Here is a 14,055-nt window from a genome sequence, read left to right on the forward strand (position 1 = left end):
GGGGGAAATCATCATGTTTAAAACTGTACTTATTGCAAACCGTGGTGAAATTGCTGTCCGAGCAATTCGAACATTAAAAAAATTAGGCATTACCAGTGTGGCTGTGTATTCCGATAGCGATCGTTATGCACAACACGTACAAGATGCGGATATTGCAATTTCGCTAGAAGGTCTAAAACCTGCCGATACTTATCTCAGTATTGATAAATTGATTGAAGCAGCCAAAAAAACTGGGGCAGAAGCAATTTTTCCCGGTTATGGTTTTCTGTCTGAAAGTGCCGATTTTTCCCGTGCTTGTGAAGAAAACAATATTGCATTTATGGGCCCAACCGCAGAGCAGATTCTGGAGTTTGGTTTAAAGCATCGCGCACGTGAATTGGCAGCAGCGGCGAATGTTCCAATGACACCGGGTACAGGATTGCTCGATAGCTTGGAAGAAGCATTGACGGCTGCTGAACGGATTGGCTATCCAATCATGTTAAAAAGTACTGCTGGTGGCGGCGGAATTGGCTTAACACGTTGTGACACGCCGCAAGCATTAACCGAAGCTTATGAAAGCGTAAAACGTTTAGGTGAACAATTCTTTAAAGATGCGGGTGTATTTATCGAATGTTTTATTGATAAAGCACGTCATGTCGAAGTACAAATTTTTGGTGATGGCAAAGGCCAAGTAGTGGCATTTGGTGAGCGCGATTGTTCATTGCAACGTCGTAACCAGAAAGTGGTAGAAGAAACGCCAGCGGCCAATTTACCTGAAGCTACCCGTCAAAAGTTGCATCAAGCGGCGGTTGAACTGGGTCGTTCTGTTAATTATCGCAGCGCAGGCACGGTTGAGTTTATTTACGATGCTCAACGGGATGAGTTTTATTTCCTTGAAGTGAATACCCGTTTACAAGTGGAACATCCTGTCACTGAAATGGTCACTGGACTCGACTTGATTGAATGCATGCTCAAAGTTGCAGCTGGCGATGCATTGGACTGGGACTATTTAAGCAATATCCAACCCAAAGGTGCGGCTATTGAAGTCCGTGTCTATGCTGAAGATCCTGTGAAAAATTTCCAGCCAAGCCCGGGTGTACTCACAGAAGTGTCTTTTCCAGAAGATATTCGTGTCGATACTTGGGTCAAAACAGGTACCGAAATTTCTCAATATTTCGATCCGATGATTGCCAAAATTATTGTCCATGCCGAAGATCGAGCTACAGCAATTGAAAAATTAAAAGTGGTTTTGGCTGAAACTCGTTTAAATGGAATCAGTACCAATCTGGATTATGCACGCGCCATCGTTTCAGATCAGCGTTTTGAATCTATGCAAATCTGGACGCGTATGCTGGATGATTTTAACTATTCACCAAAAGTCATTGAAGTGATTCAAGCTGGCACACTCAGTTCAATTCAGGACTATCCTGGGCGTACAGGCTACTGGGATATTGGTGTACCGCCGTCTGGTCCAATGGATGATTATGCGTTCCAACTCGCCAACCGTATTGTCGGCAATGATGCTAAAGCGGCAGGTTTTGAGTTTACCTTGGTGGGGCCAACATTAAAGTTTCATGCAGATACCACGATTGCACTGACTGGTGCAAGTTGTACTGCTGTGTTAGATAATCAAGAAATTAGCTTTTGGCAACCAGTTAAAGTCAAAGCAGGGCAAACCTTAAAAATAGGACAAGTGGCTTCAGGCTGCCGTACTTATTTGGCTGTGCGTGATGGACTGGATGTCCCTTTATATTTGGGTAGTCGTTCAACCTTTGCACTAGGTAATTTTGGTGGTCATGCAGGACGTACTTTGCGTGTTGGCGATATGATCAAAATGGTTGATTCAAGCTTGGCGAATGCTGAATTGCCATTGGCAACCGACATGCCCCAAGCCTTATCGACAGATTTAATCCCTGAATATAGCAATGAATGGGAAATCGCAGTGCTGTATGGTCCGCATGGTGCGCCTGATTTCTTTAAACCTGAATATGTAGAAGAATTTTTTGCTTCTGAATGGACCGTTCACTTTAACTCAAACCGCTTAGGCGTAAGACTTTCGGGGCCTACACCAAGCTGGGCGCGTGAAAATGGCGGTGAAGCTGGTTTGCATCCGTCCAATGTGCATGACTGTGAATATGCGATTGGCGCGATCAACTTCACTGGTGATTTCCCTGTGATTTTGGCAAAAGATGGCCCAAGTTTAGGTGGCTTTGTGTGTCCAGTCACCATTGCCAAAGCAGAGCTCTGGAAAGTAGGCCAACTCAAAGCTGATGACAAAATCCGTTTTTATCCAATTACAGTCGAGCAGGCCAACGAGTTAGAACGCAAACAAATTGAAAATATACAAAACTTTGCCGCCGCTGCCAAAGTGGTAGAAACGATTGAGCCAACTCAAGATGTCTTAACAACCATTCTGGCACAACGTGAACAAACTGAATTCTCGCCAAAAACCCTGTATCGCCAAGCAGGTGATAGCTATATCTTATTAGAGTACGGTGAAAACGTTTTGGACTTGGCACTACGTTTACGTGTACATCAACTGATTAAAATGATTCGTAGTGCCAATCTTGCGGGTGTTTTGGAACTGTCGCCGGGTGTACGCTCGCTACAGATCAAATACGATGGTTTGGTGATTCCTCAAGCTGAGCTGATTACGACATTGCTTAAACTTGAAGATGAAATGGGCGATTTGAGCCAACTTAAAATCCCATCGCGTATCGTACATTTACCAATGGCGTTTGAAGACAGTGCGACTTTAGGTGCAGTGGAGCGTTATCAGGAAAGTGTGTGTGCTAAAGCGCCTTGGTTGCCGAATAATGTTGATTTTATCCAACGAATTAATGGGCTTGCGCATCGTGATGAAGTGAAAGACATTATTTTCGACGCCAATTATTTAGTACTGGGTTTGGGCGATGTTTATCTGACGGCACCGTGTGCTGTACCGATTGATCCACGCCATCGTTTGCTCAGCTCTAAGTACAATCCAGCACGTACCTTTACTGCGGAAGGTACAGTGGGTATTGGTGGTATGTACATGTGTATTTATGGCATGGACTCACCGGGTGGTTATCAGTTGATTGGGCGGACGCTGCCGATCTGGAACAAGTTTAAAAAGAACAAGCAATTTGGTGATAAACAATGGTTCTTGCAATTCTTTGACCAGATTAAATATTTCCCTGTGACTGAAGCTGAACTCAATGAATGGCGTGCAGATTTTGAAAATGGCCGCGCTCATATTCAGATTGAAGAAACTGAGTTTGATTATGCAAACTATGTACAGTTCTTGGAAAATGAAGCGGAAAGTATCGCCGCATTTAAACAGAAACAGCAACAGGCTTTCAGTACGGAAGTGAGTCGTTGGAAAGAAGAGTTTGCAGTACAACCTGAACAGCATGTGGAACAAGCCAGTCAGGTCGATTACAGCCATCTTTCTGCTTTAAATGCATCAATGACAGGCAATATCTGGAAAATTTTTGTTGAACATGGGCAAGAGATCAAAAAAGGAGAAACTATTGCTATTATTGAAGCAATGAAAATGGAGCTACCTGTTTATGCAGAGGAAGATGGTATCGTCAAAGCCATTATTTGCAGAGCGGGGCAAACTGTACACAGTGGCGAGCCATTGGTATATATGGAATAGGGTTGAATGAAAGAACCAAAAATAACAACAAAAAGCTCAGACAATCTGTCTGAGCTAGTTTACCAACGTATCAAGAATGACATCTTTGATTTCAAATTGATGCCTGGTGAACGCTTCACTGAGTCTGAAGTTGCTAAAGCTTATGCGGTAAGTCGTACCCCCATCCGACATGCCTTATATCGTTTGCAACAAGAGGGCTATGTTGATGTGAGCTTTCGGAGCGGTTGGCAGATTCGACCGCTCAATTTTCGTTATTATGAAGAACTTTACGATGTGCGTATTGTTTTGGAAAAAGATAGCATTCGTAAACTTTGTCAGATTGATCATCACAACTCAGTTGAGTTGTCACTTTTAAAAGCGCTTTGGCTGGTTGAGCCTGATGCGTACTTAAAGGATATTAAACAGCTTTCGCAACAAGATGAAGATTTTCATTGTGCTTTGGTCCGTGCTTCGGGCAATAATGAAATGGCAAGAATTCATCGTGACTTAAGTGAGCGCATCCGGATTATCCGCCGTTTGGATTTTTCTAAAGATTATCGGGTGGAAGCGACTTATCAGGAACATCAAAAAATCTTAGGTTTTATTTTTGAGAGACAGACAGAGCAGGCGATCAATGCGATTGAAGCGCATATCATGCAAAGTCGCGATGAAGTGAAAAAGATTACCTTACAGATGTTGGATTCGAGTCAGTTTTATTAGGTTTTAAATAATAACCTTCCATAAGAGTCGGTAGATTTTTATAAATATATTTTTGAATACTTTGGTAGGGACTGTTGTCGGCTATTTGATGAATGAAACATTTAACAGGCCAGCTGCTGCACCATTTTCTAATATTTTAACTCAGCAATATCTAAGAAACCAAAAACTATGAAATGGTTTATCGAACAATATCGGTACCTGAAGCACAATTCTTACAAACAAATCATAAATTGAAAGTCTCACACGAAACTTTTATTTCACCCTAACAAGCTTATATACAATGGGAGTAGCAGACCAAAGTTCAACTAAATATTTACCTGGTCTACGATCTTCATCAACAGTAGCAGATTGGACAAAAACAAATGCTTTGTTTAAGTTAGAAGGTGTGGGAAATGCATATTTTTATAATAAACAGGGGTAATCAATACAGGCTTAGGTAGTCAAAATGGTGTAGCTATAACATATATTAATAGTAGTTGGATTATTGGTTCGAAACCTGTCCCAAGAATGCCAGAAATAAGGTTGAAATCACAATGATTAAAGAGTCTAAGTTAGTTGAGAGTGGTTATAAGTTAGTTTATAACCTTAAAGAGTATTTATTGGTGAATCAAGATTGGATTGATGGCGCACAAGAGACTACTCTTGATGAAAGTAGTACAGCAGGATTGAAAGGTAATTATGGATTATTTGGCTCTGATGAATGGTGGGGAAATATCGAGAATGGAAATATTGAAACATATATTGTTAGTGGCACTATAATAGGATTAAATGAAGAAAACCCCTTCATGGAAGCTAATAAAGTGACCACAATAAAATTAGATAATGAGGAACGAGAAATATTTGGTGGAGTTGATTTTACAAATAAAGAAACAGAAATTAAGTATAGAGACCTATATAAGATTGGAAATAAAATAGTTGAGTTTTATATACTGGATAAGCTCAAAGAGGATGATACATGGAATGATATAGTTGAAGGAAGGTTAGGTATATTGCCTTTGGTTAATAAAATATATATTAAAGAATGTTAAAATTCTTTGATTCGAACCAATTACTCATTCGTGAATAATTGTTTTTTGTTTTTTTCTAAAGTAAGTAGAAATGTTCAGTTAAGTTAGGAGATACATTCGATCATACATCCACTGAGAGTCACAAAACTCTTCATTCCATGCCTAATTCTGCATAAAACTAACAGCTTTTATCTCTTTGCTATTTAATAATAAAAATCATATTTCAAATCATCAGATGACACATGATGAATGACCAAAAACTCATCAACTTATTTCTAAAACTGGTTCAGAAAGAAGGTTTCTTTGCCACAGCCATTGACGGCATTGTGCTCATGCGAGTTGACCATAATACACCACCGATTGCTGTATTACAGGAACCAACCCTTGTGTTTGTATTGCAAGGCCAAAAACGCGGCTATATCGGCACAGAAACCTATTCTTTTCAACAAGGTCAATGCCTGATCGTCTCTGTTTCGATGCCCTTTGATTGTGACACCATTGCCAATGCGGAAGCGCCGATGATTGCGATCAGCATGAAACTAGAAGCAGACACTGTGAATGAGCTGCTTGCAAAAACCTATTTCGAGAATTACCAGTTTAAGCCACTGACCACAGGAATGAGTGTGATTCAATATGATCAGACTATTTCGAGTGTGCTAAATCGTTTATTACAGACATTGACCTCAGAACAAGATGTGCTGGTTTTGGGCGATCAGATTAAACGAGAATTGCTCTATCGGGTGATTCAACATGCCGGTGCTGATGCCTTAAAAGGTTTGGTTGCACAAGGCAATCTTAGACCTATTTATAAAATCTGCGAGTATATCCAGCATCATTTTACAGAAAAGCTCACTGTAGAAATGCTGGCAGAGCAAGCCAATATGAGTACTTCTGCATTTCACAAAGCCTTTAAACAGGTGACACAACATTCGCCGTTGCAATATTTGAAAATCGTTCGGTTGCATAAGGCAAAACAATTGTTGCAAAACGCAGACCAAAGTGTGGCTCAAGCGGCTTATGCTGTTGGATATCAGAGCTCTTCTCAATTTAGCCGAGAATTTAAAAAGCAGTTTGGTTTTCCACCCAAACATGCTGAATCTAATACTGAAACGGAGTCATGATCAGATGAATCAAAAGAGCGTAGAACAAATGAAATATATTGAAATTACTCAAGCAGGCGGCCCTGAAGTTTTACAAGTTGCTGAGGGAGCACGCCCAGAAATTACTGCTGATGAAGTTCTTATTGAGGTCTACGCAACAGGAATTAATCGACCTGATATTTTACAGCGTCAAGGATTATATCCAATGCCAAAAGGCGTCACGCCTATTCCTGGTCTAGAAGTATCTGGTGTGGTTGCACAAGTAGGTACGCAAGTGACGCAGTTTAAAGTGGGCGATAAAGTCTGCGCACTGACCAACGGTGGCGGGTATGCTGAATATTGTGCTGTACCCGCAAATCAAACTTTGAAAATCCCCAAAAATTTAAGTTTTGTTGAAGCGGCTGCTATTCCTGAAACATATTTTACTGTTTGGGCAAATCTGTTCCAGATTGGTCAATTGAAGAAGGATGAAACCGTGCTGATTCATGGTGGGGCCAGCGGTATTGGTTCAACCGCGATCAGTTTGTGTCATGCTATGGGAATTAAAAATTTCTCTACGGTTGGCCACGATGACAAAGTTGAAAAGTTATCTCCAATGTCACAGGTCATTAACTACAAAACGCAGGATTTTGAGAAAGAAGTATTGGCACTGACCGATGGTCAAGGTGTGGATGTAATTCTGGATATCATTGGAGCCGCCTATTTCAACCAAAACCTGAAATTATTAAAGCGTGATGGACGGTTGGTGATTATTGGTTTTATGGGCGGTCGTAAAGTTGATGGCTTTGATATACAGGAGTTGATGTTAAAACGTGCCGTTGTCACAGGCTCAACCATGCGTGCAAGAACCAACGCTGAAAAAGCCAAAATTACCCAAGAGCTTGAACAATTTGTCTGGCCTTTGATTGAAGCCGATCAATGTAAGCCAATGATCTACAAAACTTTTGCCTTTGCAGATGTTGCTCAGGCGCACCAATGTTTAGAGAGCAGCCAGCATATTGGCAAAGTCGTACTCGAAATTAAGTCTTAATTTGCCTGATTATGTTCATTCTATGCCTGTTCGTACTCAAAACTTGAGTATGGCAGGTTGCTCAAGCAGTATAGATATCAATAAAACGATGCAATGAGGAAACTTGAAATGACAACAAATCTTGATGATCGTAATCCAACACCTGATCTTGCAGAAGACAATGCATTCTTCCCATCGCCCTATTCATTGAGCCAGTATACCTCCGCTAAAACTGACTATGATGGTACAACCTACCCACAACCCTATCAGGGTGATAAAAAGATTTTAATGATCGCGACAGACGAACGTTATATCTTGATGCAGAATGAAAAATTCTTTTCTACAGGAAATCATCCCGTTGAAATGTTATTGCCAATGTTTCATCTGGATAATGCAGGCTTTGCCTTTGACGTTGCAACGCTTTCAGGAAATCCAGTCAAGCTGGAAATGTGGGCGATGCCAAACGAAGAACAAGTGGTATTAGACACCTATAAAAAATATGAGAAACAGCTCAAAGCGCCGTTAAAACTCGCTGATGTGCTCGAGAAAGCCTTAAGCGCTGATTCACCTTATGCAGGTATTTTTATCCCAGGTGGACATGGTGTATTGGCTAAAATTCCGCAAAGCACCGAAGTCAAAGCATTATTAAAGTGGGCCATTGCAAATGATAAGTATGTGATTACCTTGTGTCATGGGCCAGCATCACTACTGGCTGCCGCTGTAGATGAAAATCCACAAGATTATATTTTCAAAGACTATCAGGTTTGTGTTTTCCCCGATTCCCTAGATAAAGGTGCGAATATTGATATCGGTTATATGCCAGGGCAACTGCCGTGGTTGGTCGGTGAAAATCTGGAAAAACTTGGCGTTAAAATCTTGAATAAAGGAATTACAGGTCAGGTACATCAAGATCGAAAATTACTGACAGGTGATAGTCCGCTGGCTTCAAATAATTTAGGAAAATTGGCAGCAACGACATTATTGGCCGATCTGGACCTACGTTAATTGCTTGAGATAAAAATGAAAGCCTGACATTGATTGTTGGGCTTTTTTATTTTTTTTTGACCTGTTTTGGCTGATCAATTGTCAACTCAATGACAATCTCTTTTTAGACTTCGGGTTACAGTAACCCATACGGACGCAAACTGAACAGGATGTTGAATGAAAATATGTATTTATGGTGCAGGCAATATTGGTTGTTATCTGGGAGGGCGGTTGGCAGCCATAGGATGCGATGTTCAATTTATTGTACGCCCTAGAATTCGCCAGCAATTACAACAATATGGTCTGACAGTTTCGGATTATCTTGGGTATCAACAAACGATTGCAGCAAGTCAGCTTCAATTGAGCGATGATCCACAAGTTGCAGCGCAAGCAGATATTATTCTTGTTTGTGTTAAATCAGCAGCCACTGAACACGTTGCTCATGAGTTAAAAACTGTTTTAAAAAACAAAACATTGATTATCAGTTTTCAAAATGGTTTAAGAAATGCGGAGATTTTAAAACAGATTCTGCCCAACCAAACCATTCTTGCAGGCATGGTTCCTTTTAATGTCGCGGCTTTGGGAAATGGTGGGTTTCATCAAGGTACAGAAGGTGAGTTATATATCAAGCAAAATGATGCGCTGTATGAGCTAATGAACGCATTTAAAACCGCAGGGCTGGAACTGAAACTGGAGCCGGATATGAAGGCAGTACAGTGGGCGAAGTTAATTCTGAATTTAAATAACGCAGTGAATGCCTTATCGCAGCTTCCATTAAAACAACAGCTTTCTATTCGGGCATACCGTCAATGTCTGGCAATGGCACAAATGGAAGCGTTGAGATTGCTGAAAATTGCGCATATTCAACCTGCTCAACTCACGGCTTTGCCAGCACAAATTGTTCCTGTGGTATTGAGATTGCCAGATTTCATTTTTAATGTGGTGAGTAAGAAAATGTTAGCCATTGATCCACTGGCTCGTTCATCTATGGCAGATGATCTGATGGCAGGACGAACAACTGAAATTGACTGGATTAATGGAGAGGTTGTTCGTTTAGCAGAACAGCTCAATTTAGAAGCACCTATCAATGCAAAATTGATTCAGCTTGTTAAACAGGCGGAAACTTCTCCTCAGGCTTGGTCAGCACAAGCGCTTCGACAACAGCTAGAAGTCGTATAATTAAAAATAGCGTATCACTGAAAATCAGTCATACGCTATTGACGATAAAACAAATATTTAAGATTTCTCAGTCACTGGTGGCCCAAAGCGGGTAATCAAAATGCCAAAGATTGTAGCGAAGATATACATAAAAATAGAATAAACTGCGGCTGGCATTGCGATCGTTGTACTGGCCATAATTGTAAGCGCAATCGTCATGGCAAGGGTGCTGTTATGAATCCCGATTTCAAATGCACAGGCACGGGCTTGATATGAACTGATCCCAAAGAAACGCGGTACAAAATAACCAACTGCCAAACTGATTGCACAGAATAACGCGGTAGCAAAGCCAATCTGTCCCAGATATTCAACCAGATTATGCCGCTCATTAAAAATTGCCCCAGCAATAATGATAAGTAAGAAAACAATCGCAAAAATACGTACAGGACGATTTAACTTTTCTGCTAAATGTGGGGCAAAATGACGAACCAGCATACCGATTGCCACAGGCACCAAGATAATTAGAAATACTTGTAGAATTTTAGAAAATTGTAGCCCGACATGTTGTCCTTCATTCATAAAATGCAAAATGGCGAAATTGACAATAAACGGTAAGAACAGGGCAGCAACCAAGGCATTGAGTGCGGTCAAACTAATATTTAAAGCGATGTCACCCTTATACAAATAACTGAATAAGTTAGCAGTCGAGCCACCCGGTGAAGCTGCTAAGAGCATGAGGCCCACAGCTAGTAACGGCGGTAGTGCAAGGATTTTACAAATCAAGAATGCAATCCCGACCAATAAAACTAATTGGCAAAACAGGGCAATGATAACGGCTTTTGGGTGTTTGGTGACACGGGCGAAATCTTTTAAGGTGAGTTCCAAGCCCATACCCGCCATGACAATGGCAAGTGCGATTGGCAAGAAAAGGGTGATCAATCCTGAATCCATAACTATTCGTTCCTTTGAGTTAAAATTATATTAAAAAAATTTATATATTATTTCCTATGAAGATATCAACTTTCCAATAATTTTGTTGATATATTTGGCATAAGTCGGTTAATTTATTAAACTGGTTCTCAAATAAAATCATCGATTATCAAAACTAAATAACAAATTAATGTCTTTATGTTATTAATTCTAATCATTTATATCACTTAAATATTTTATTAACTTTGACAGCATAAATTTGTCAAATAGATGACAGTTTATTCAAAATAAATTGAAAAGCATAAGAGATAAAACTCCCAAATATGACGTTTTACATTTTTATAACGTTATATGGATTTTGTTAACGAAAGCAGATTATGTATATAAAACAAGCAAAAGATGTGGCCTTTTTTGTTAATGAGGAAAATTTGTGGCAAAACAATAAAAAATAATATATATAGGTTTAACAACATTATAGATCTATTTTAAAAAATAAGTTTATGAAGATAAAGTAGGCCAAGCTTACAATTACATAAATTTTAAATATAGTTTTTATAACATTCTGTCTACTGGCAGAAATAGAAAAAACACCTGTCAAAACGGTCAATGATATTTATTTGACTTAAGAATGATAATTTGCATCAATTTTTACACTGTGACGATTTATTGAATAAAACCAAGTGAAAAGTTACGTAAAAAAGACGCCAATATTTTGTTGGTGTAAATAAAAAATTGAATATTACAAATAAGCGGAATGAATATGGATAACGTCGCTCAGCTAGAAACTGACACTAATTTCCAAAGTCGAAAAAAAATAACATGGGCTGTTTTTAGTGCGCTTCTGTTATTACTCATTATCGGCATTATATATTATTTTTTTGTATATCGATATTATCAGTCTACCGATAATGCCTATGTTCAAGCTGATGTCACTTGGGTAATGCCAAAAATATCTGGTGAAGTGATTGAATTGATCATTAAGGATAATCAGGTAGTTAAAAAAGGCGAGACCTTGGCGATACTGGATCATCGTGATTATCAAGCTCGTTATGATCAAGCCCGTTCAGTCGTAACCTTAAAACAGGCAGCGCTTGGGGTGCAGCAGCAAAATGAAAAATCAGCCAAGTCATCTATTAGTGAAGCAAATAGTGGTGTTGTTGCAGCGCAAGCCGACTTATCCCGCTTGAAAAAAGATTTTGAACGTTATCAAGACTTGTTAAAAGATGGGGTGATTACCCGCCAAAATTTTGAAGGTGTCCAGTCCCAGTATTTAACCGCACAGGCACAACTGACTAAGGCACAAGCCGCTGTCAATGCAGCCGAAGCACAACTCGGTAGCTTACAGGCAAGTAGAGCGCAAATTTTGGCAGATATTCAAAATGCTAATGCGAGTCTAGATCTTTATCAGATTGATCTTGCTTCATCAAAAGTGGTTAGCCCAGTGTCGGGCAAAGTTGGCAGTCTTGCAATCCAGAAGGGATCACGGGTCTCGCCACAAACGCGTTTGATGGCAATCATTCCTGAAAAAAGCTTATATGTGCAGGCCAATTTCAAAGAAACTCAAATTGAAAAAATGCATGTTGGCCAGCAAGTTAAATTAAAAATAGATGCATATCCAAGCCTGACATACACCGGAAAAATCGAAAGCTTTTCTCCAGCATCCGGGGCTACTTTTTCACTCATGCCACCTGACAATGCGACGGGGAATTTTAACAAAGTTGTACAACGTATTCCTGTTCGCATCACCATAGATTCAAGCCCGCATATTGATCTCATTAAACCGGGAATGTCGGTCAGCGCGACCGTTGATCTCAGAACTTAATCATAAAGTCTTAGGTGTAAGTGATGAATCAGTCTGTCGAAAGTGAATGGAAATTCCCTCGAAAAACCGCATGGGCAATTTTTGCTGCCATGATTTTTGGCAACTTTATGGCGATCCTTGATATTCAGATCGTAGCGAGTTCTTTAAATGAAGTTCAAGCAGGTATGAGTGCAAGCCGTTATGAAGTAACTTGGGTACAAACGGTTTATTTGATTGCAGAAATTATCGCGATCCCTATGTCTAGCATTGTATCGCGTGTGCTTTCTACACGTGTCTATTACACCATTTGTGCGGTTGGATTTACCATCAGCTCACTGCTTTGTGCGTTGGCATGGAATCTGGAAAGTTTACTGGTTTTCCGTGGCATTCAGGGCTTTATGGGCGGAGGCATGATTCCAACTTCGATGACAGCGTTGTATCTGCTTTTTCCTGAAGCAAAACGCTCATTACCGTTGGTGACCTTCGGGATGGTCAGTACATTAGGCCCAGCGATTGGCCCAACTATTGGCGGCTGGTTAACCAATAATTTCTCATGGCACTGGATGTTCCTGATCAATATCATTCCGGGGATTATTATTGCCACTGTGATTTACTCAGGGCCAAATATTGACCGCGCCAATTATTCACTGATTAAAACTATGGACTGGCTGAGTCTGATTGGTATGGCGATGTTCTTGGGTGGGCTGGAATATTTCCTTGATGAAGGCGCACGGCATGACTGGCTTGCAGATTCAGGTGTTCGTATAGCCTTTATGATCTGCCTGATCGGCGGCATGATTTTCTTCACTCGAAGCTTTACTCAGCCTAAGCCTTTACTTGATCTAAGCGTATTCAAAAACAAGAACTTCACTCTAAGTGCAATTACGACCTTTGTCATCGGCATGGCGCTGTATGGCTTGGGCTATATGATTCCTGTTTTTCTTGGGCAGGTTCGAGAAATGAACAGTAGCCAGATTGGTCACATTATGATGGTGACAGGCGTGGTGATGTTCTTTTTTGCGCCGTTCCTTGCTTGGCTGATTCCTAATTTTGACACTCGCAAAACCGTATTCGTTGGCATGATTTTGGCGGGGTTCGGGGTATGGCTGAATTCACATCTCAGCATCCACAGTGATTATGACTTTATGTTCTGGCCACAAATTTATCGTGGTATCGGCCTGATGATTTGTCTGATTGTGGTTTCACATTTAGCCATGAGCACATTACCACTGAGTAAAGTGGCCGATGCCAGTGGTATTTATAACCTGATGCGCAATATTGGTGGAGCAGTTGGCTTGGCATTGATCAATTCCTCACTGGACTGGCTAACAGCGCTACATGTGACCCAAATTAATCAATATATGACGCCACAGAACTGGATCTTTGTCGAAAGACTGGATCAGTTGACTGCGCAATATCAGGAAGTCGGTTCAAATGCACAGCAAATTGCGCTGAGCGTGATTTACCGTGACATTCATTATCAGGCGCTTACATCAAGTTTCAATGATTTATTACGTATGCTCGCAATCATTATGTTTGTGACGGCTTTTTTAACCATATTTATGGATCGGGGGAAAAAGATGGATATGTAGATATTTTAAATAGAGGGTAATTTCAAAAATGAAAAAACAATAGGGCTTATATAAAACATATCCCGTTATAAGAAAAGAATATTTATATAAGTATTTTTAATACCTCTATATGAGGTAGGGGTACTCGTGTATCTAGATTTAGAAGGTTAAAGTATT

Annotated in this window: 10 protein-coding genes; 9 read left to right on the plus strand and 1 reads right to left on the minus strand. The window is 40.2% G+C overall.

Annotation, left to right across the window (positions count from 1 at the left end; genetic code table 11):
- Positions 1-13: 13 nt before the first annotated feature.
- From uca to EC846_RS03950, 7 genes are all read left to right on the plus strand, one after another.
- On the plus strand, positions 14-3,619 hold the full coding sequence (gene uca / locus EC846_RS03920) for an urea carboxylase (protein ID WP_123774259.1): 3,606 nt from the start codon (positions 14-16) through the stop codon (positions 3,617-3,619).
- Between the two features lie 6 nt (positions 3,620-3,625).
- On the plus strand, positions 3,626-4,318 hold the full coding sequence (locus tag EC846_RS03925; protein WP_069578810.1) for a GntR family transcriptional regulator: 693 nt from the start codon (positions 3,626-3,628) through the stop codon (positions 4,316-4,318).
- Between the two features lie 533 nt (positions 4,319-4,851).
- A complete protein-coding gene (locus EC846_RS03930; protein ID WP_069578811.1) occupies positions 4,852-5,346 on the plus strand; it encodes a hypothetical protein in 495 nt (164 codons plus the stop codon).
- A gap of 221 nt (positions 5,347-5,567) precedes the next feature.
- Entirely contained in the window at positions 5,568-6,446 is an 879-nt protein-coding gene (locus EC846_RS03935; RefSeq protein ID WP_123774260.1) for an AraC family transcriptional regulator, read from the plus strand.
- Positions 6,447-6,450: 4 nt separating this feature from the next.
- Complete coding sequence (locus tag EC846_RS03940) at positions 6,451-7,455, plus strand: NAD(P)H-quinone oxidoreductase (protein ID WP_123774261.1); 1,005 nt, start codon at positions 6,451-6,453, stop codon at positions 7,453-7,455.
- A 108-nt stretch (positions 7,456-7,563) separates the two neighbouring features.
- Positions 7,564-8,439: a glyoxalase III HchA gene (hchA, locus tag EC846_RS03945; RefSeq protein ID WP_123774262.1), complete on the plus strand. Its 876-nt coding sequence runs from the start codon at positions 7,564-7,566 to the stop codon at positions 8,437-8,439.
- 156 nt (positions 8,440-8,595) lie between these two features.
- Entirely contained in the window at positions 8,596-9,597 is a 1,002-nt protein-coding gene (locus tag EC846_RS03950) for a 2-dehydropantoate 2-reductase (RefSeq protein ID WP_123774263.1), read from the plus strand.
- Positions 9,598-9,654: 57 nt separating this feature from the next.
- On the opposite strand, the gene EC846_RS03955 is transcribed toward EC846_RS03950, so the two are convergent.
- Positions 9,655-10,527 carry a bile acid:sodium symporter family protein gene (locus EC846_RS03955; RefSeq protein WP_004772294.1) on the minus strand — a complete coding sequence of 291 codons (873 nt, stop codon included), beginning with the start codon at positions 10,525-10,527 and terminating at the stop codon, positions 9,655-9,657.
- A gap of 739 nt (positions 10,528-11,266) precedes the next feature.
- On the opposite strand from EC846_RS03955, the gene EC846_RS03960 reads away from it, so the two are divergent.
- Both EC846_RS03960 and EC846_RS03965 read left to right on the plus strand, forming a co-directional pair.
- Positions 11,267-12,328 carry an HlyD family secretion protein gene (locus EC846_RS03960; RefSeq protein ID WP_123774264.1) on the plus strand — a complete coding sequence of 354 codons (1,062 nt, stop codon included), beginning with the start codon at positions 11,267-11,269 and terminating at the stop codon, positions 12,326-12,328.
- A 23-nt stretch (positions 12,329-12,351) separates the two neighbouring features.
- Entirely contained in the window at positions 12,352-13,899 is a 1,548-nt protein-coding gene (locus EC846_RS03965; RefSeq protein ID WP_004772292.1) for a DHA2 family efflux MFS transporter permease subunit, read from the plus strand.
- Positions 13,900-14,055 lie beyond the last annotated feature (156 nt).

It is taken from the genome of Acinetobacter sp. BIGb0102, assembly GCF_003815055.1.
Classification (GTDB): domain Bacteria; phylum Pseudomonadota; class Gammaproteobacteria; order Pseudomonadales; family Moraxellaceae; genus Acinetobacter; species Acinetobacter vivianii.

Coding starts and splice junctions, on each gene's coding strand:
- uca (WP_123774259.1), top strand. CDS start 14: ATGTTTAAAACTGTACTTATTGCAAACCGTGGTGAAATTGCTGTCCGA.
- EC846_RS03925 (WP_069578810.1), top strand. CDS start 3,626: ATGAAAGAACCAAAAATAACAACAAAAAGCTCAGACAATCTGTCTGAG.
- EC846_RS03930 (WP_069578811.1), top strand. CDS start 4,852: ATGATTAAAGAGTCTAAGTTAGTTGAGAGTGGTTATAAGTTAGTTTAT.
- EC846_RS03935 (WP_123774260.1), top strand. CDS start 5,568: ATGATGAATGACCAAAAACTCATCAACTTATTTCTAAAACTGGTTCAG.
- EC846_RS03940 (WP_123774261.1), top strand. CDS start 6,451: ATGAATCAAAAGAGCGTAGAACAAATGAAATATATTGAAATTACTCAA.
- hchA (WP_123774262.1), top strand. CDS start 7,564: ATGACAACAAATCTTGATGATCGTAATCCAACACCTGATCTTGCAGAA.
- EC846_RS03950 (WP_123774263.1), top strand. CDS start 8,596: ATGAAAATATGTATTTATGGTGCAGGCAATATTGGTTGTTATCTGGGA.
- EC846_RS03955 (WP_004772294.1), bottom strand. CDS start 10,527: ATGGATTCAGGATTGATCACCCTTTTCTTGCCAATCGCACTTGCCATT.
- EC846_RS03960 (WP_123774264.1), top strand. CDS start 11,267: ATGGATAACGTCGCTCAGCTAGAAACTGACACTAATTTCCAAAGTCGA.
- EC846_RS03965 (WP_004772292.1), top strand. CDS start 12,352: ATGAATCAGTCTGTCGAAAGTGAATGGAAATTCCCTCGAAAAACCGCA.